Source organism: Micromonospora sp. NPDC050397 (genome assembly GCF_044901685.1).
In the GTDB taxonomy this organism is placed as follows: domain Bacteria; phylum Actinomycetota; class Actinomycetes; order Mycobacteriales; family Micromonosporaceae; genus Micromonospora_G.
In genome coordinates this window covers 944,899-963,565 of record NZ_JBJDPS010000001.1, presented here as the reverse complement: position 1 = coordinate 963,565, position 18,667 = coordinate 944,899, and the positions used below count along the sequence as shown (strand labels likewise).

Below are 18,667 nucleotides of genomic sequence, written 5' to 3'. Positions count from 1 at the left end.
TTTTTACTGTTCACACCTGGTTGCGGATTTGACACGGGTGGTCCATGGCGTGGCGCCGGGCGTCAGCCAGAGGTCGGCGGCGCCGGTCCGGGTGACCGGGGTCAACAGGGTGACCTCCAGTTCCCGGGTCTTTCCGGGGGGAATGTCGACGCTGAGCACGGCGACCCTGCGTCCGCGCTCGGTGCCGACCCCGATCGGGGCCGCGGCGCCGTCGAGCCGGGCGTTCACCGGCGAGCCACCGACCGGGCTGAAGACGTACGCCACCACTCGGTTGCGGTACGGGTCGCCCGGCAGTTGCAGGCCCAGGACGGCCTGACTGAGCCCCTTGCTGGGGGCGGTGGAGCCGATCGTGAGGCGCAGCTTCAGCTCCCGGCGGCCGTCGAGCCGGCAGTCGCCGACGGTCAGTTCGGCCGAGCGGGTCAGGTAGTAGCCGAGCTTGGATCCGGTGCCGTCGTTGAGGAAGACCCCTACGGTCGGGGTGTCCTCCCGCTCCGGCATCACTCCGGCGACCCGGGTGTCGACCAGGTCGTCCTGCTCGTCCGGGTTGGCGCTCCAGAACAGGATCCGGCGCTCGGCGACCGCCCGGTCCAACGCCTCGAGCAGTTGACGCGGGTTGACGGTGCGGGTGAGCAGGGCGTCGAACACCGACATCGCCGCCGAGGCGAAGTACTTGTCCTGGTCGCGCGGTGCCTTGATCCGGTGGTACGCGTCCGACAGCAGCGTCTTCACCGCGCTGTCCGAGGTCAGCGTCGGGTGCTTGGGTACGGGCACCGGCCCGATCGCCTGCAACAGGTAGGACAGGGTGACCGGGTCGGTGGCGAGCACCCCGTCGACGACCGTGCCGGTCCGGCGCTTGTACATCTCGCGGAAGATCGAGGCGGCGGTCGGGAAGTGCGGGGTGAGGTTCACGTCGGCGGGGTAGATGCCGGGCAGCTCGGTGTAGAGCGCCTTCATGTTCGGGTCGAGCTTGGTCACCGGCTCGTCGAACATGCCCAGTTCGGAGGCGGCGCCCTGCTTCAGGATCTGCACCTTGCCGCGCTCGGCGCGGAGCACCGCGTACGCGCCGAAGATGCCGCCGGTCGACCGGGGTTCGGCCAGGTTCTGGAACGCGACGAGGTAGGTGCGCGGTCCGCCGGCGCCGAGCAGCGGCGGGAGCAGGACGGCACCGTGGCGGGCGGTGGTGGTCAGGGCGGCGAGACGTTCCAGTTCGGCGCGGAGCTCCCGGACCGCGTCCCGGACCGGCTTCTGGAGTCCTTCGGGACGGATCGCCGCGACCCGGTCGTTGGCCTGACGTACCGCGTCGTCGGCGGTGGTCAGTTCGGGGGCGGCGGCCTGGAGCCGGGCCAGGTCGAGTTGCCCGGCCTTGGGGACCAGGGTGGTCAGGTCGAGCCGGAGCAGCGACGGGAAGGCGTGGCGGGCGAGGTCGTCCACGGCGACGGCGATGGTCCGTACGGCGCTCAGGTCGTCGCCGGCGTACGGCGTGTGCCGGGCGGCGGCCCAGCTCGGGTCGCCGGTGGCGGAGCGGGCGGCGCCGGCCTGTGACTGGAGCGCGGAGAGGGTGCGGCGGGCCTGGTCGGAGTCGCCGGCGAGCACCTGTTGCCCCAGCTCCCGGGCGAGGCCGGCGGCGCTGACCAGGTGGCCCCGGGCCTGCCAGCCGCGCAGGCCGAGCCAGCCGACGCCGAGGAACAGCAGGCAGGTGACCACGAGGACCGTGATCAGGGCACGACGCATCCGCGCCCGTGATCGTGACCGGCGGCGCCGGGATCGCGAGCGGTGCGTCTGGGCGGTGCCGCCCTCCGTCACGCCAACACACTCCCTACTCAGGGCAAAACGAACATAAGGATTTAATTGCTACAGATCTCTATAGCACGCGCATTCGCTGTTTCGTCGCCGTACAGGCCATTTACCGCGCATTTCTGGCGAGTTGTGAGCAACACTCGCAAACGCTCGCGTCCGAACCGGAACCGGGATCGCCGTACGCGTTGCGCGCCGACCCGCCACTCGTTGCACCCCATTGGGCTACCGGCCACCGGTTGGGCCGGAGCAGCGAGGAGGAGACATGTCCAGCGGGGTGCTGATCGTGTGCCACGCGAACCTCTGCCGGTCCCCGATGGCCGAATACCTCGCCCGGGAGCTGCTGGTTCAGCACCTGCGCGACGAGGCGTCGGGCGTACCGGTCTCCAGCGCGGGCACGCACGCGGTGCCCGGCTACCCGATGCATCCGCACGCCGCCCGGCTCACCGCCGAGCGGGGCACCGACCCGGACCCGTTCCGCAGCCGACCGCTGCACGCCGACCAGCTCCGTACCGCCGGCCTGGTCCTGACCGCGACCCGGGCCCAACGGACCACCTGCGTCGCGCTCGCCCCGGCCGCGCTGCGCCGTACGTTCACCCTGCGCCAGTTCGCCCGGCTCGCCAGCGCGGCGATCGACCAGGGGTGGTCGACGCCGGCCGGTCAACACGACCCGGCGTGGCGGCTGGCGCAGGCGGTGGCGGCGGCCAGCCGGGCACGGGCGGGTCTGCAACCCCCCGCTCGGCCCGAGGACGACGACCTGAGCGACCCGGTGGGACTGCCGATCGCGGAGTTCCGTCGTTGCGTCGGCGAGATCGAACGGGCACTGCGTCCGACGGTGCGACTCATCGCGGAATCCGGGTGAGTTCCTGGGTCGGCGTCGCGTCGATGACCCTCGGGTCGTCCCGTCGGTCGTCCCGTCGCGCCAGCTCGTCGTCGAGGTAGCCCACCGCTCCGATCTCCGCGCCGGGCCAGTCGATCTCCTGATTGGCCGGGGCGGACGACGGGGGTACGGAGACCGGCGGCGGGCTGGCCGTCATGGTGCGGTACATCTCGTACTGGTAGTTGTCGGAGCGGGCCACCTTGGCCATGTTCAACACGCAGCCGAGCACCCGTGCCGACACCGCCTCCAGCGCCTCGGTCGCGGTGGCCACCTGCGCGCGGGTCGTCTTGCCGTGCCGGGTGGCGAGCAGGACCCCGTCGGTCTGCACCGCCACCACCGCCGCGTCGGTGACGGCCAGCAGCGGGGCGGTGTCGACGATGACGATGTCGGCCGACTCGCGCAGCGCCCGCAAGAGGTCCGCCATGCCCTTGGAGCCGAGCAGTTCGCTCGGGTTCGGCGGCATCGACCCGCCGGGGAGCACCAGCAGGGACTTGTCCCCCCAGGGCTGCACCACGTCGGCGACGTCGACCTCGCCGATCAGGACGTCGGTCAGCCCGATGCCGGCCTCCAGGCCGAGGTACTGCGCGATCTTCGGGCGGCGCAGGTCGGCGTCGACCAGCAACACCTGCCAGCCCGCTTCGGCCAGCGAGATGGCCAGGTTGCAGGAGAGAGTGGACTTCCCCTCCCCCTGCACCGAACTGGTCACCGCGATCACCCGCGCCGACTCGTGCACGTCGACGAACCTCAGGTTGGTCCGGAGCTTGCGCATGGCCTCCGCGCGGGCCGACTGGGACGCCGTGCCGACGATCAGCGGCGAGTTCAGGGCCTCGACGTCCCACGGGATCTGCCCGAGCAGCGGGCTGCCGGTGAGCTGTTGCAGGGTGGCTCCGTCACGGACGGTGGTGTCGATCAGGCCCCGCAGCACGCAGAGCGCGATCCCGAGCAACAGCCCGAGTACGCCACCGACGACGAGGTTGCGGGCCGGGCGGGGAGAGACCGGATCGGCGCTGACCCGTGGACCACTCACCGTCTCGATCTTGACGGGCGGTTCCTGGGCCCCGGGCGGTGTCTCCAGCCGTTGCACCAGCGCGACGAAGTGCGAGGCGACCGACTCGGTGAGTCGCAGCGACCGCGCCTGGTCACTGTCGGTGACGGTGGCGCGCAGCAGTACGGTGTTCGCCTCGACCCGGGCGGTGACCCGGGACTGCACCTCGTCCGCGGTGAGCCCGACCGGCTGGTCGGCCACCACGCTCTGCGCCAGCCGGTCGCTGGTCAGCAGGTCGGCGTACGACTTCACCCGTTGCTGAAGGAAGAGGCCGCCCTGGTAGGCGTCGGTCACCCCTTGGCTCTGCGTCGTCACGAAGAACGTCACCGACGAGGTGTACAACGGCTCGGTGCGTACGGTGACGAGCCCGGCGGCGCCGAGCCCGACCATGACCGTCGCCAGCACCAGCCACCAGCGTTGACGCACTACGGAAAGGTGGGTGCGCAGATCCATCAGGCCAGACCTCCCTATCTGCGGGCATTAACGGTTGATCCGGCACGAAGGCTGCTGAGCATGTACTGAAAGTCAGACAGTATGAAAAAGATCCATACCAGCCGCATTCATAGCCGAACAAAATGTAGAGGAACGAACCGTACTTCTGCCTGGAATCGGCGTAACACGACCGATATTGCTGACGACCCGGCCAGCGAGGGTCGCCGGGCCGACCTGGCCGCAGAGGTCAACGACACGACGGCGCGGCGGGATGCGGTCCCGCCACATCCCGCCGCGCCACACCACACAGACCGTCGCGCCACCACCGCGCCCTCACCCAGGGCCCTGTTGATCATGGAGTTGTCGCCACACCCCGGCGCTCGGGGATGCGACAGCTCCATGATCAACGGGCTCTGAGGAGCGGGTGGGGTTTACTCGCGTTGCTGGTCTGGGTCAGGGTGCTGCCGCTCCCACTCCCGCAGACGCTCCTCTTCGAGCGACTCGCTCAACCCCTCGGTGAGGTCGTCCCCCGGCACCGCCACCCGCTCGGCCTCGTCGAGCTCGTCGGGGCGGTTGCCCCGCTCCGGTTGCGGCGCCGTGGGGTCACCGGCGAAGCCGTAGTCGTTGGGCTCGTCGTGCCGACCCCCGTCGCCGGGCTGCCCGTCGTCCATCGATCGACCCCCTGTACGTCTTCGTCAACCGCCCGCTTCCGAACGCGGGCCGGGCCGGAACGGCCCGAACACCATTCACGGTAGGCAGGACGAGGAGCATCGACTGGCAAACGTCCGCTTTGCCCACACCGAGCGCCGGCTCGACCTCGGCTCTCGTGCCGGCCGGACGGGTTACCGGCGGTACGGGCGTGGATGCTGCGCGCGACGTCAACAGACGTTTCCACGAAGGGTCGTCCGCCGGCCCTGCACAGCGGCCCGCCGGATAACCGAAGCCCCCGGCGGTCAGCTCGTCGGGCTCGCGGACCCGGAGTGCGCTCCCGCTGGACGAGGCGTCAGCCCTCGGCGGTCAGCTCGTCGGGCTCGCGGATCGGGGGTGCGCTCCCGCTGGACGAGGCGTCTCGGCGTCGGTCATCCGGTTCACCGCGCCGAGGCCGGGTACGGCGGTTCCGGTGGCCGAGGTGCCGCTTTCGACCCACTCCCGGCTCGGGCTTGCGGACCGGCCAGAATCGCGCCGATGACCGTACGCAACAGCACGATCGTCGCCGCAGTGGCGAGTTCCCGCCAGTGCTGCGTTCCGGCGAGGCGAACCAGACTCGCGGCGGTCAGCAGGTCCAGCGTCAGCCGCAGCGCGATCCGCCAGGACCGCACCGCCAGCAGCGTCACCACCCCGGTGAGCAGCGCGAACGCGGTGATCACCTGGACCAGCTCGGACCGGATCATGCCCCCTCCGGCCGGGCTTGGGCCGCCGCGTGCCCGGTCCCCGTCGCGGCGGTGGGATCCGAGGGCACCAACTCCCGCCGCTCCCGCTCGATCTCCCGGTGCAGGAAGTAGTTCAGCGCGGTTCGGATGGCCGCGATCGCCGCCAGTTGCCCGATCTGGTCGAAACTCGGGGTGATCGCGGTGCGCAGCACGTCGGCGGCGAGTTGGAACTCCAGACCGAGGGTGAGGAAGCGCCCGAGCAGCAAACGGACCGGGGTGAAGTGAGCGTTGGTACGGCGCCGCACTCCCAGCACCAGGAACCGTACCGCCGCCCAGAGCGCCCCGACGAAGATCACCAGCGCGCCAGCCGCCTCCACCAGGGTCACCAGCACGTCGGAGACGTCGCGCAGCAGCTCCTCGGACACGCCCGGCCCCCTCCCGCCCGACCGGCGCGCCGTCGCCCGCGACCAGACCGGGCGCGGTTACCCCGCAACAGCCCGATTAGGCCCGCCACCACCGCAGGAGTAAGGAAGGGCCCCTTCTTATCGTTTTTTGTAGAGGAAGGGCCCCTTCCTAACCGGTTCGGGTCAGGTGAGCTGTTCGATACCGTCGAGCAGGAGCCAGAGACCGGAGATGGCGAAGAGCGCGGCGGCGCCGTACTTGATGACCTTCTCCGGCAGGCGACGGCCGAGCATCCGCCCCACCAGGATGGCCAGCGCGTCCGCCGCGACCATGCCGACGGTGGAGCCGACCCAGGTGCCGAACCAGCCGTACTGGGTGGCCAGCGTGATGGTGGCGAGCATGGTCTTGTCGCCCAGCTCGGCCAGGAAGAACGCGACCGACACGGCGACGATCGCGGACCGCTTGGTCCGCTCCGCCTTGGCCCGTTCCTCCTCGGTCAGCGTGTCGCCGCGCAACGTCCACGCGCCGAAGCCGAGAAACGCCACCCCCGCGCCGAGCGCGATCCACCCGGTGGGCAGCGTCGCGCCGAGACCGTAGCCGATGGCCACCGAGGCCAGGTGGACCAGCGCGGTGGCGATGGTGATGCCGATCAGCACCGGCACCGGTTTGAACCTGGTGGCAAAGGTCAGCGCGATGAGCTGCGACTTGTCGCCCAATTCGGCAACGAAGATCACGCCGAAGCTGACCACCAGAGCAACAAAGAAGCCTTCCACAAATACCCTCCCCGGTCGGGACCGGGTCCAGGGCATGAGCGACCTCGACCCGGCTTGACAGCCTGGTCGAAGGTCTCGCCCGCCTCACTCGCGGTGAGGCCGTGTGGCCGGGTGCGCAAGCGCACCAGTATGTCGACCACGACGTTGGGAGCTACTCCCCTTCGCGGAACCAAGCCTAGCCGACCCGGTCCGGCGACGGACCGCCGGGCCACGATCAGCGTCGCGGTCCCACGACAGCGGACGGCCCGGCGAGGTCGGACAGACCCGCGGGGTACGGCTCAGACGACCTGGGCGAGCAGCAGCGCGAAGAGATTCTGCTCGTCGGTCCAGCGGGAGCGGACCCGGAACCCCGCGTCGCTCAGCTCGGCGGCGATCCCCTCCGGCCGGAACTTCGCCGACACCTCGGTACGCATCTCCTCTCCGGCGGCAAAGTCCACCTCGAGATCCAACTCGTCGATCCTGATCCGAGCCGCCCGCCGTGCCCGCAACCGCATCTCGATCCACTCCCGCTGCGGATCCCAGATCGCGACATGGTCAAACGCGGACGGGTCGAAGTCCGCACCCAGCTCGCGGTTGACCACCGCCAGCACGTTGCGGTTGAACTCGGCGGTCACCCCGGCCGCGTCGTCGTACGCCGGCACCAGCCGCTCCTGCTCCTTGACCAGGTCGACCCCGAGCAACAACCAGTCGTCGGTCTCCAGGGCGGCGTGCATCGCCCGGAGGAACTCCCCCCGTTCGGCCGGCAGCAGGTTGCCGATCGTCCCGCCGAGGAAGGCCACCAGCCGTCGACCACCGGTCGGCAGCCGGTCCAGGTGGCGGGTGAAGTCGCCGACGATGCCGCGTACCCGCAGACCCGGGTACGCCGCCGCGATGTCCGAGGTGGACTGGCGCAGGGCGCTGGTCGACACGTCCAGCGGCACGAACGTACCCAGGTTGCCGTTCCGGGTGAACGCGTCGAGCAGCAGCCGGGTCTTCTCGGACGACCCCGAGCCGAGTTCGATCAGGGTCTTCGCGCCGGTGGTCACGGCGATCTCGTCGGCGTACCGGTCCAGGATGGCCCGTTCGGTCCGGGTCGGGTAGTACTCCGGCAGCCGGGTGATCTCCTCGAACAGCTCGCTGCCCCGCGCGTCGTAGAACCACTTCGGCGGGAGCGACTTCGGCGTCGCGGTCAGTCCGTTCCGGACGTCCTCCCGCAGCGTCCGGGCCAGGTCCCGCTCCTCCAGATAGATCTCCAACGGATCCGCGCTCACACCAACTCTCCTATTCGTCGCAGCTGCACGTCGTCGGTGGTGGCGACGACCAGGTGGTTGTCGGGCACCCCGGCCCAGGCCGGGTCGTCGTCGAGTGGTTCGGAACAGATCAGCACCGACCCGCCGCCGGCCCGTACGGAAAGGGCGTGTCCGGCGGTCGACGCCACCGCCGTACGACCGTCGGTGAGCAGCAGGTTCAGCCGCGCCCCCGGCACGAGGGCGGCGACCGCGTCGACCGTCTCCGCGATCGCCCGGTCCGGCGGTGTGCCCTCGCGCAACCGGTGCCGGACCAGCGCCCAGAGCAGCGCCGCGTCGGACGGGGCGTCGAGGGTGAGCAGGTCCCGGGTCGGTAGGGCGGCGGCGAGCGGGACCATCGAGTCCGGCCAGCCGGGGACCGCGCCGTTGTGGCTGAACAGCCACCGACCCTCGCCGAAGGGCGCGGCGGCCGTCTCCACCACCGGCATCCCGACGGTGGCCGACCGGACCGCGGCGAGCACCGCACCGGAGCGGGTGGACGCGGCCAGCGCCGGCAGCGCCGCGTCGGCCCAGATCGGTGTCGCCCGGCGGTACCGCACCGGCTCCCGGTTGTGGTCGTCGGCGGGGACGGAAGCATCCCAGGCGGCACCGATGCCGCCGACGGGGACGGGAGCGCCCGAGACAACGCCGATGCCGCCGGCGAGGACGGGAGCGCCCGAGACAACGCCGATGCCGCCGGCGAGGACGGGAGCGCCCGAGGCAACGGCGATGCCGCCGACGGGGACGGGGGCGTACCAGGCGACGCCGAAGCCGTCGGCGTTGACGGTCCCGCCGCCGCGCATGTCCCGGGGCGCCCAGGACTGGCGGACCAGCCCGTGCGGCGGATCGAAGAGCAGCGCGGCCAGCGGCACCGCCGGCCCCAGGTAGACCAGGTGGCGGCACATCAACGGACCACCGTGACGGTGTTCGGACAAACGGCCGCGCGGGTACGCCTCACGCGCCCGTCTCCCCCGGCCGGGGGTCGCGGGCGCAGCGGAACCCGCTGAAGATCTGCCGGCGGATCGGCAGGTCCCAGTTGCGGAACGTGCCCCGGCAGGCGGACCGGTCGGTGCCGAACGAGCCGCCGCGCAGCATCCGGTACGAGTTGCCGAAGAAGACCTCCGAGTACTCCCGGTACGGGAACGCGACGAACCCGGGGTAGCCCTCGAACCCGCTGGCGGTCCACTCCCACACGTCGCCGACGAGTTGGTGTACGCCGAGCGGCGAGGCGCCCGCCGGGTAGGCACCGACCGGGGCCGGGGCGAGATGCCGTTGGCCCAGGTTGGCGTGCTCCGGCGCGGGGTCCTCGTCCCCCCACGGGTACCGGCGGGACCGACCGGTGGCCGGGTCCCACCGGGCCGCCTTCTCCCACTCCACCTCGGTCGGCAGCCGCTTACCGGCCCAGGCCGCGTACGCCTCCGCCTCGTAGAAGCAGACGTGCACCACCGGCTCGTCCATGATCAGTGGTGAGTACCGGCCGAACCGTACGTAGCCCCACTCCACCCCGTCGTGGCGCCAGTGCAGCGGCGCGGTCAGGCCGGCGTCGCGCCGGTGCTCCCAGCCCGGTCCGCTCCACCAACGCTCGTCGTCGTAGCCGCCGTCGTCCATGAACGCGAGATACTCGCGGTTGGTCACCGGAGCGGCGTCGATGAAAAACTCCGGTACGTCCACCACGTGCGCCGGGCGCTCGTTGTCCAACGCCCACGGGTCCGTCGAGGTGCCCATGGTGAACCGGCTGCCCGGTACCCGTACCTCGCCGGAGACTCCGACGGCGGACGCGGGCGGCGGAGGGGCGGAGAGCGCGGCCGGACCGACCCGCAACTGGTGCGTGGCGAGCATCGTCTCGTCGTGCTGCTGCTCGTGCTGGACGATCATGCCGAAGGCAAATCCGTCCGTGACCAGCCGCCGATCGTCGAACCGGATCCCGTCGAGCAGGTCGAGCACCTTGTCCCGGACCGTGGCCAGGTAACCGCGCGCCTCGTCGGGACGGAGCAGCGGCAGCGCCGGCCGGTCCTTGCGCGGCTGCTTGAACGCGTCGTACAGGTCGTCGATGTCGCGGCGGACCGGCTCACGACCACCGACGTCCCGAATCAGCCAGAGCTCCTCCTGGTTGCCGACGTGCGCCAGGTCCCAGACCAGCGGCGACATGATCGGCGAGTGCTGGCGCATCAGTTCGGTCTCGTCGACCACCTCGGTCAGCAGGGCGCTCCGGGACCGGGCCCGCTCCAACTCGCCCGCGATCCTGCGCCGGAGATCCTGGTCCGATCCCGGTGTTGTCATGACGTTCTCCTGTCCGCGGCGGCCAGTCGCCGCTGCACGATGGTCGTGATGTCGTCGCGGGTCGCCGGCCGCAGATCGGTCCGGTCCAGCGCGGCCAGCGCCACCCGCAGTACGGCGGCGGCCGCCCTGGCCAGTTCCGGGTCGGCGAGCCCGAACCGGGCGGCGGCCTTCCAGCGGTCCAGTACCGGCTCGCAGGCTTCCCGGGCCAGGCCCAGTGCCGTGTCGTCGCCGAGCAGCGCGGCGAGCACACCGACCGGGGCGATCCACTCGCCGGGCGGTTGCGCGTCGAGGAACCGAAGCTCGAGGTAGCCACGGGGCCGTACCGGGGGAAACAGGGTGCTGAGGTGGTATTCGAGGTCGTCGGCGGTCGGCGGTTCGGGCAGGGCACCCCCGATCCAGTCGCGGAACGTGATGCCGGCCGGGACGAGCCAGTCACCGTCCGGCCGCCGTACGCAGAGCAGGGGTGCGGCGAGCGCGTACGCCGTCCAGACGCCGACCGGGTCGAGGCCGGCGCGGACGGGTGTCCAGGCGGGTCGGGTCCGGGGCGGGTCGATGGCGAACCAGGCCGCCATCCGGGCCGAGGCCCAGCCGGTGTCGGTGCCGGCGTGGTGCCGGGCGGTGGCGAAGGCGGCGAGCAGTGGTGGTCCGAGCGCGTGCACGGCGTCCCAGCGGGCGCCGAACCGTTCGGAGGTGCCGGCGTCGACGCAGATCTGGAGGCCGGCGGTGCTGTACATCATGGTTCGTCCGGCCGGGCCGCGTCGGTCGAAGGCGGTGCGCATGGCGCGGTAGCGGGGCGTGTCGAGGGCCGGACGAGGTGGGCGGTACGGGTCGATGCCGCTGTCGCCGAGGACCAGACCGGCGGTGGTCAGGAGTCCGGTGAGCCGGTCGACGTCAGCGCTGGTGTGTTCGCAGAGCTCGCGCAGTGAGCGGTGTGGAGCGGAGGAGATCTCCACCTGCCCACCGGGCTCGACGCTGACCGTGCCTTTGCCCGGCAGTGGCGACCGGGGGCCGACCGGGTCGAGGGTGGATGGTGCGTGTGGTCCGAGGGCTTGCCGTAGTCGGTTCGGGTCGACCGGCGCGGCCGGGTTGTCGCGGTCGTGCACGGTCCATTCGAGTTCGACGCCGCTGAGCAGCGGCGGTCCGGTCTTGAAACAGATCTTCGCCAGGTATCCCTCCGCGTCGGACAGCTCGCGCAGGACCTCCGGCGTGTTGAGGTCGGTCGGTATCACGACATCGATCTCCCCTCGTTCGATCGCCCGGAACTACCCGTGATCGTCTTCGATCAATCCGACCCTCTTCCTACGGCTTGTCGAAAGCGCCACGTCTTCGTGTCTACCAGACAAATTCGACCCTTCATTACGAAACTATTTCACTGTTCGTACGCAAAATGTGACTCTCGATGACGGGTGTTGGTCTGCGGCGAACCGGACACAACCCCCTCGCGGACGTATGGACGGAGGCGGGGTTGGGTAGGGAGTCACACGTGCTGGCTCCCGGTGTCCTCCTCAGCGACCGCTACCGACTCGACGCGCGCCTCGCCACCGGCGGGATGGGCGACGTGTGGCGCGGGACCGACCTGCTGCTCGGACGCCAGGTCGCGGTGAAGGTGCTGCTGCCGGGTCTGGTGACCGAGTCCGACTTCATCACCCGCTTCCGGGCCGAGGCCCAGATGATGGCCGCCCTGCACCACCCGGGCATCGTCGCGGTGTACGACTGCGGCGAGCACCCGCTGCCCGAGGGCGGCCGGGCCGACTACCTGGTGATGGAGTACGTCGCCGGTGAACCGCTCTCCCAGCGGCTGGAGGACTCCGGCCGACTCGGGGTCGAGCAGACCCTCTCCGTGGTGGCGCAGGCGGCACGCGCCCTGGACGCCGCACACCACGCCGGGATCGTGCACCGGGACGTGAAGCCCGGCAACCTGCTGATCCAGCCGGACGGCACCGTGGTCCTGGTCGACTTCGGGGTGGCCCGCTCCTCGCACATGGCCCGGATCACCAGCACCAACGCCGTACCGGGCACCGCCCTGTACATGGCACCGGAACAGGCGGCCGGACGACCGGTGTCGGCCGCGACCGACATCTACGCCCTCGGCGCGGTGGCCTACCACTGCCTGGCCGGCGAGCCACCCTACTCCGGGAAGACGCCGCTCGAAGTGGCGATCAAACATTTGCACGACGAGCCGCCGGTCCCCCCGGAGGATCTGCCCGCGCCGGTCGCCGCACTGATCAACAAAGCGTTGGCAAAGGCACCGGGTGACCGCCACCCGAGTGCCGCCGCGCTCGCCACCGAGGCGGACGCCGCCCTCGCCGCCACCAGCACCGCCGCCACCGGCACCGCCACAACCGGTGGCACACTCCGGGGCGCCGCTCCACCACCCCTCACCTCCCCGACCGGCACCGCGGGCGAAGCCAGAGCCGGCGCCGCGCTGGCCGGGCTGGCCGCCGGGGCCGCCGGGTCGGGACGCGACCGGGTCGGACCGGGTACGTTGCCAGACCTGCCGGTCGTGCCGGCCGACCATTTCCCCTCCGGGGCGGCAGGGACGCCGCCACCCTCGCGGGTGCGCGCGTACGCGCTGGCCGGGGGCGTGTCACTGCTGGTTGTCGGGGCGCTGGCGGGCGTACTCGGATTCGGCCTGCTCGACGGCGAACCGGGTGGGAAGGCACCCGCCCCGCCGGCCCCGTCCGGCACTCCCGCCGCCGGTCCGGGCGCGGACCGGCAGGAGAAGCCCGACGACGACGGCGGGCCGTCGGACCGGCCCTCCGGTGGTTCCGCGCCCGGCACGCCCTCGGCGCCTGTTGTCACCGGCTCACCCGGTCGGTCGGGCGGGGCGACAAGCGGCGCGCCCAGCACGGCGCCCACCACCGCCGCATCCACCCCGAGCCCGACCTCGGACGACGACTCCCCGCCCCCGGCGAGCGAGCCGCCGCCCGCCACGCCGGATGCTCCCGAGGAGCCCGGCACCTCGGTGGCCCCGGTCGCCCGGCCGGATCCGTCCGACGGCGCCCGAGCCGGCGGTGCCGGTCCAGCCTGAGCCTGAGGTGCCGGTCCAGCCTGAGCCCGAGCCGCCCGGCCGGGCAGGTCACGGGCTGGCGCCTGTTCCAGCGCTTGAGCGCTATTAATCCGGTTTCACGCTTGTGAGGCCATAAGTCGCTTTAAAGTGCGGGTTACCTGGTTACATGCCCTAGGAGCCCCACATGAGCGTTGAGAAGCTGGTCGTCATCGGTCAGGGTTATGTCGGTTTGCCGTTGGCGATCCGCGCGGTCGAGGCCGGCCTCGACGTTGTCGGCCTCGACCTGGACGACAGCCGGATCAAGCGGTTGGGTTCCGGCGATTCCTTCATCGAGGACATCTCCACCGCCCGGCTCACCGCCGCCCTCGCCACCGGCCGGTACCGTCCGACCAGCGACTACGGCGACGCCAAGGACTTCGACGTCTGCGTGATCAGCGTGCCGACCCCGCTGCGCGACGGCGCACCCGACCTGAGTTACGTCGAGCACGCCGGTACGGCCATCGCCCCGTACGTGCGTCCTGGTTGCACGGTCATCCTGGAATCGACCACCTATCCCGGCACCACCGAGGAGTTGCTGCGTCCGCTGCTGGAGGAGGCCACGGGGCTACAGAGTCCGGGCGACTTCCACCTCGGCTACAGCCCGGAGCGGATCGACCCCGGCAACGCCACCTGGCGCCTGGAGAACACCCCGAAGGTGGTCTCCGGGGTGGACCGGGACGCGTTGGCCCGGGTCGACGGCTTCTACCGGCGGATCGTGGAGCAGACGGTGGCGGTCGACTCGACCAGGGTCGCCGAGCTGACCAAGTTGATCGAGAACACCTTCCGGCAGGTCAACATCGCCCTGATCAACGAGCTGACGATGTGCGCCAGCGAACTGGGCGTCGACGTGTGGCAGGCGATCGACGCCGCGTCGACAAAACCCTTCGGTTTCATGCCGTTCAAGCCCGGACCCGGGGTCGGCGGACACTGCCTGCCGATCGATCCCTGCTACCTGTCCTGGCAGGTCAAGCGGACGCTGGGTCGGCAGTTCCGGTTCGTCGAGTTGGCCAACGACATCAACCACGAGATGCCACAGCACGTGGTGCAGCGGCTGATGGTCGGGCTGAACAAGCAGGGCCGGACGCTCAACGGCTCCCGGCTGCTGATGGTCGGGCTCGCGTACAAGAAGAACACGGCCGACATGCGGGACTCGCCAGCGGTGGAGGTCGCCGCCCGGCTGCGGGCACTCGGCGCGGAGATCCGCGCGGTGGAGCCGTACGCCGAGCCACACCACATCCCGGCCGGGGTGACCGTGGTGGAGCTGACCGAGGCGGAGGTCGACGCGGCCGACGCGGTGCTGGTCGTGACCGATCACGACGGACTGGACTACGAGATGATCGGCCGGTCGGCGAAGTACGTCTTCGACAGCCGCAACCGTTGCTCCGGCCGTACGGTCGAACGCCTCTGACCACGGCGGACCCGGCTGCCGGCGACGCTTCGCGCCGGCGTCACCGCCGGACCGTCTCCTGGATCACCAGGCCCAGCGTCTGCGCGACCACCATCGCCTGGGCCGGGTCGATCATGGCTCCGGCCAACTGGACCGCGCCCGGGTCGAGCGCGCTGAGGTCACTGCCGCGCAGGTCGGCCCGGACGAGACTGGCCCCGCGCAGTTGGGCGCCGGAGAGGTCGACGTCGACGATCGTCGCCTCGGCGCAGTTGGCCCCGGTGAGGTCGACCTCGCGCATCCGTACGCCGTCGAAGGTGACCCCGCGCAGGTCGACACCGGGCAGCGTGACAAACGACCAGTCCCCGCCGGAGACCCGCAGCGGACGCAACGCCGACTCGGCGAACGTGCTGCCGACGAGCTTGCAACCGGTGAACTCGGCCTCGAAGAAATTGCACCGGGTGAAGGTGCACCGGGTGAAGGCCGCGTCGGTGTGTCGGGAGGCGTTGAACTTCACGTTGCCAAAGGTGCAGCCCTCGAAAACCGTGCCCCGGGTGGTGGACTCGGTCAGGTCGACCTGTAGAAACGTGCATCCCCGGTAGACGCGGTCGGCGAACTCCTCGCCGTACCAGTCCTCGTTGCGGAACGTCTCACCCTCGATGATCTCCGACACCGGGGCAGCCTAACCCGGTGGTACGACACACCCCGTGACTTACCCGGCGGCGACGGGCTCCGGTCGCGGGTCGTCGGCGCGCTGGACAAGGTCGGCGTACCAACGGACGGTCTGGGCCAGCCCGTCGTCCAGCGGCACCGGGCGCACCTCGGGGAACAGGGCGGTCAGCCGGGTCGAGTCGGCCTGCGACTCGCGTACGTCGCCGATCCGCGCCGACGCGTGCTCGACCTCCACCGGGCGGCCCACCAGCGAGGCGAGCTTGCCGATCAGGGTCAGCAGCGACACCCGGTTGCCGTAGGCGAGGTTCACCGGCACCGTCGAGGTGACCCGGCGTACGACCGCGTCCGCCAGCACCTGGGCGACGGTGCCGACGTAGGTGAAGTCGCGACTCTGTGCCCCGTCGCCGTGCACGGTCAACGGCTCGCCGCGCAACGCGGCGTCGACGAACGCCGGGATGACGGCCGCGTACGCGTGCCCGACCGACTGCATCGGGCCGTAGACGTTGAAGAACCGCAGCGCCAGCGTGGGTACGCCGAACGCCGAGTGGTACGCCAGCACCTGGGCCTCGGCGGCGAGTTTGCTGGCCGCGTACGGGCTCATCGGGCGGGTCGCCAGGTCCTCGTGTTTGGGCAGGTGCGGAACGGATCCGTAGACCGAGGACGAGGAGGCCGCCACCAGGTAGGTCCCGGCCCGACGGCACGCCTCCAGCAGGTAGAGGGTGCCGGTGGCGTTGGCCTCGTGGCTGGCCACCGGGTCGACCAGGGACCGGGGCACCGACGGGCGTGCGGCCAGGTGGATGACCGCGTCCACCTCGCCGACCAGTTCGTCGAGCAGGGCGCGGTCCAGGATCGATCCGGTGACGAGTCGGACCGGAAGATCGTCCAGATTGGCCGCGAAGCCGGTACTGAGATCGTCCAGCGCGATCACCTGTCCGATTTCTGGCCTATCAACCAATTCTCGACAGGTATTGGCACCGATAAAGCCGGCACCTCCGGTAACGAGGACTCTCACCCGATATCCCTCTCTGCGTCAGACAGTTAGACAACCTGGACGACAGGCGGACATCACGCTTATCCGTCCCCATGAAGCTCCGGGTGCCCTGAAACGATCATGTCAGGCGAAATCAGTATTCGTCGTCCTAGCGATGGTATATGCCCTATCGTGCTCAACGGGGCCGAATACCAACGAGACTCGCGGCACGGCGGCGAGCGATACAGAGGGGACGTTTCATGCCAAGCGGCACGATTCTGGTCACCGGCGGGGCCGGCTTCATCGGCTCACACCTGGTGGACGCACTGCTCGCCCGAGGCGACAGGGTGGTCGTACTCGACAACCTCTCCACCGGACGGATCGCCAACCTGGATCAGGCGTCAACCCACCCTGACCTGCACTTCGTCCAAGGATCGGTGCTCGACGAACTGGTTGTCGACGAGCTGGTGCACCGCTGTGACACGGTGGTCCACCTGGCCGCCGCGGTCGGGGTCAAACTGATCGTGGAACAACCACTGAAATCGCTCACCACGAATATTCGCGGTTCGGAAATCGTCATCGAGGCGGCGCACCGCTACCGTCGCAAGATCCTCATTGCCAGCACCTCGGAGGTGTACGGCAAGAACTCACGCGGCCCGCTCAGCGAGGACGCCGACCGGATCCTGGGCAGCCCGGCGGTGGTCCGCTGGGCGTACAGCACGGCCAAGGCGGTCGACGAGATCCTCGCCAACGCGTACCACCGGGAGCGGTCCCTGCCGAGCATGGTCGTCCGGCTGTTCAACGTGGTCGGACCCCGGCAGAGCCCCGCGTACGGCATGGTCATCCCCCGGCTCGTCCGCCAGGCGGTCCGCTCCCAACCCCTGACCGTGTACGGCGACGGCGCACAGACCCGCTGCTTCGCACACGTCACCGACGTGGTCGCCGCCCTGATCGGCCTGCTCGACTGCGAGGCGGCGATCGGCGAGACGGTCAACGTCGGCTCCCCCGCCGAGATCAGCATCCTCGACCTGGCCTGGCGGATCGTGAAGGCCACCCAGAGCACCTCCGACGTGCGCCTGGTCCCCTACGAGACCGCGTACGGCAACGGCTTCGAGGACATGCTCCGCCGCGTCCCGGACATCAGCAAACTCAACCGCATGATCGGCTGGTCGCCGACCCGCACCCTCGACGACATCCTGCGCGAGACCGTCGCCGAGGCGCGAGCGGAAGAGGCTGCCCGTACCCAGATGCTCCCGGCGTGAACGTCCCACTGCCGGCCACCGGAACGGTGCTCGCGGCCGTCGCGGCACTGCTGCTCATCGCCGTACTCGTGGAGCCGGCGCGCCGGGTCGCGCTCCACTACGGCCTCACCGACCGACCCGCACCACACAAGGCGCACCGCAAGGTCACGCCGTACCTCGGCGGTGCCGCCATCGTCGTCGCGACCCTGGTCCCGACCGCCTTCGCGGTCGACCTCACCGGCTCCCGGATCTGGCTGATCCTCGGCGCCGCCCTCGCCATCGCCCTGCTCGGCCTGGTCGACGACGCCCGTACGCTGCGACCCAGCACCCGGATGGCGGTGGAGGCGCTGCTGGCCACCACCGTGGCGATCGGCGGCGTACGGTTGCACCTCGTCGCACAGGAGCAGGTGGACCTGGTCCTCACCGTCGGCTGGATCATCGTCGTCACCAACTCGTTCAACCTGCTGGACAACACCGACGGAGCACTGGCCACGGTCGCCTGCGCGACGGCGGTGCCACTGTCGGTCTTCGCCGTCGTCGCCGGGGCGCCGGACCTCGCCGTACTGCTGCTCTGCCTCGCCGCCGCCTGCACCGGATTCCTGCTGCACAACGCCGCGCCCGCCCGGATCTTCATGGGCGACAGCGGTTCCCTGTTCATCGGCTTCCTCATCGCCACCGGCGCGGCGATGGTCGCGCCCGGACGGGCACCGGTGGACCGGTCCTCGATCCTGCTGCTGATCATCTTTGTGGCGGCGGTCGACACCGGGCTGGTCCTGACCTCCCGGCAACTGGCCGGACGCTCGTGGTTGCAGGGCGGCACCGACCACGTCGCGCACCGGCTGCTGCGGACCGGGGTCGGCCCACACGCACTGCTCGGCACCCTCTTCCTCGTCAGCTCCACCGCCGGCCTGGTCGCGGTGCTGGTGTCGGCGGGTGTCGTGCCCGGCAGCACCGCGCTGCTCGGGACGATCGGCGCCGTGGTGCTCCTGATCGTGGCGCTGATGCAGGTGCCGTCCGGATACGGACGGTCGGCCCGGCACGCGCAACGGACGCCCGCGCCCGCGCCGGCTCACGCCGGGGACACCGTCCGGGGCTGACCGGCTCTCTCTT

17 protein-coding genes are annotated in these 18,667 nt (G+C 70.7%); 5 read left to right on the top strand and 12 right to left on the bottom strand.

Annotation, left to right across the window (positions count from 1 at the left end):
- Positions 1 to 3 precede the first annotated feature (3 nt).
- Positions 4 to 1,731: a DUF4012 domain-containing protein gene (locus ACI2K4_RS03740; protein ID WP_404508453.1), complete on the bottom strand. Its 1,728-nt coding sequence runs from the start codon at positions 1,729 to 1,731 to the stop codon at positions 4 to 6.
- A 328-nt stretch (positions 1,732 to 2,059) separates the two neighbouring features.
- On the opposite strand from ACI2K4_RS03740, the gene ACI2K4_RS03735 reads away from it, so the two are divergent.
- Positions 2,060 to 2,656 carry a low molecular weight phosphatase family protein gene (locus ACI2K4_RS03735; protein ID WP_404508452.1) on the top strand — a complete coding sequence of 199 codons (597 nt, stop codon included), beginning with the start codon at positions 2,060 to 2,062 and terminating at the stop codon, positions 2,654 to 2,656.
- Here ACI2K4_RS03735 and ACI2K4_RS03730 read toward each other — a convergent pair.
- From ACI2K4_RS03730 to egtA, 9 genes are all read right to left on the bottom strand, one after another.
- Positions 2,637 to 4,172: a polysaccharide biosynthesis tyrosine autokinase gene (locus tag ACI2K4_RS03730; RefSeq protein ID WP_404508450.1), complete on the bottom strand. Its 1,536-nt coding sequence runs from the start codon at positions 4,170 to 4,172 to the stop codon at positions 2,637 to 2,639. The genes ACI2K4_RS03735 and ACI2K4_RS03730 overlap by 20 nt on opposite strands.
- A gap of 410 nt (positions 4,173 to 4,582) precedes the next feature.
- On the bottom strand, positions 4,583 to 4,822 hold the full coding sequence (locus tag ACI2K4_RS03725; RefSeq protein ID WP_404508448.1) for a hypothetical protein: 240 nt from the start codon (positions 4,820 to 4,822) through the stop codon (positions 4,583 to 4,585).
- A gap of 417 nt (positions 4,823 to 5,239) precedes the next feature.
- Positions 5,240 to 5,542 carry a hypothetical protein gene (locus ACI2K4_RS03720; RefSeq protein WP_404508447.1) on the bottom strand — a complete coding sequence of 101 codons (303 nt, stop codon included), beginning with the start codon at positions 5,540 to 5,542 and terminating at the stop codon, positions 5,240 to 5,242.
- A complete protein-coding gene (locus ACI2K4_RS03715) occupies positions 5,539 to 5,946 on the bottom strand; it encodes a DUF1622 domain-containing protein (RefSeq protein WP_404508446.1) in 408 nt (135 codons plus the stop codon). The genes ACI2K4_RS03720 and ACI2K4_RS03715 overlap by 4 nt, the downstream gene beginning before the upstream one ends.
- Before the next feature lie 162 nt (positions 5,947 to 6,108).
- Entirely contained in the window at positions 6,109 to 6,696 is a 588-nt protein-coding gene (locus ACI2K4_RS03710; protein WP_404508445.1) for a TMEM165/GDT1 family protein, read from the bottom strand.
- Between the two features lie 278 nt (positions 6,697 to 6,974).
- A complete protein-coding gene (gene egtD, locus ACI2K4_RS03705; protein WP_404508443.1) occupies positions 6,975 to 7,946 on the bottom strand; it encodes an L-histidine N(alpha)-methyltransferase in 972 nt (323 codons plus the stop codon).
- On the bottom strand, positions 7,943 to 8,866 hold the full coding sequence (locus ACI2K4_RS03700) for an ergothioneine biosynthesis protein EgtC (RefSeq protein ID WP_404508441.1): 924 nt from the start codon (positions 8,864 to 8,866) through the stop codon (positions 7,943 to 7,945). Before ACI2K4_RS03700 ends, egtD begins: the two co-directional genes overlap by 4 nt.
- A gap of 49 nt (positions 8,867 to 8,915) precedes the next feature.
- Entirely contained in the window at positions 8,916 to 10,241 is a 1,326-nt protein-coding gene (egtB, locus tag ACI2K4_RS03695; protein WP_404508439.1) for an ergothioneine biosynthesis protein EgtB, read from the bottom strand.
- Positions 10,238 to 11,479 (bottom strand): ergothioneine biosynthesis glutamate--cysteine ligase EgtA, encoded by a 1,242-nt coding sequence (gene egtA, locus ACI2K4_RS03690; protein ID WP_404509171.1) that lies wholly within the window; start codon positions 11,477 to 11,479, stop codon positions 10,238 to 10,240. The genes egtB and egtA overlap by 4 nt, the downstream gene beginning before the upstream one ends.
- 245 nt (positions 11,480 to 11,724) lie before the next feature.
- Between egtA and ACI2K4_RS03685 the strand changes: the two genes are divergently transcribed.
- Together ACI2K4_RS03685 and ACI2K4_RS03680 are read left to right on the top strand one after the other, a co-directional pair.
- Entirely contained in the window at positions 11,725 to 13,272 is a 1,548-nt protein-coding gene (locus tag ACI2K4_RS03685) for a protein kinase (RefSeq protein WP_404508438.1), read from the top strand.
- A gap of 163 nt (positions 13,273 to 13,435) precedes the next feature.
- Positions 13,436 to 14,698, top strand: coding sequence for a nucleotide sugar dehydrogenase (locus ACI2K4_RS03680; RefSeq protein ID WP_404508436.1), 1,263 nt, complete (start codon positions 13,436 to 13,438; stop codon positions 14,696 to 14,698).
- 40 nt (positions 14,699 to 14,738) lie between these two features.
- Here the strand turns inward: ACI2K4_RS03680 and ACI2K4_RS03675 are convergent, their stop codons facing one another.
- Together ACI2K4_RS03675 and ACI2K4_RS03670 are read right to left on the bottom strand one after the other, a co-directional pair.
- Positions 14,739 to 15,347 carry a pentapeptide repeat-containing protein gene (locus ACI2K4_RS03675; protein WP_404508434.1) on the bottom strand — a complete coding sequence of 203 codons (609 nt, stop codon included), beginning with the start codon at positions 15,345 to 15,347 and terminating at the stop codon, positions 14,739 to 14,741.
- A gap of 39 nt (positions 15,348 to 15,386) precedes the next feature.
- Positions 15,387 to 16,358, bottom strand: coding sequence for an NAD-dependent epimerase/dehydratase family protein (locus tag ACI2K4_RS03670; protein WP_404508432.1), 972 nt, complete (start codon positions 16,356 to 16,358; stop codon positions 15,387 to 15,389).
- Positions 16,359 to 16,576: 218 nt separating this feature from the next.
- Here ACI2K4_RS03670 and ACI2K4_RS03665 point away from each other — a divergent pair, with 218 nt between their 5' ends.
- Together ACI2K4_RS03665 and ACI2K4_RS03660 are read left to right on the top strand one after the other, a co-directional pair.
- Positions 16,577 to 17,578 (top strand): NAD-dependent epimerase/dehydratase family protein, encoded by a 1,002-nt coding sequence (locus ACI2K4_RS03665; protein ID WP_404508431.1) that lies wholly within the window; start codon positions 16,577 to 16,579, stop codon positions 17,576 to 17,578.
- Positions 17,575 to 18,654, top strand: coding sequence for a glycosyltransferase family 4 protein (locus ACI2K4_RS03660; protein WP_404508430.1), 1,080 nt, complete (start codon positions 17,575 to 17,577; stop codon positions 18,652 to 18,654). The genes ACI2K4_RS03665 and ACI2K4_RS03660 overlap by 4 nt, the downstream gene beginning before the upstream one ends.
- The last annotated feature ends 13 nt before the right edge of the window (positions 18,655 to 18,667 follow it).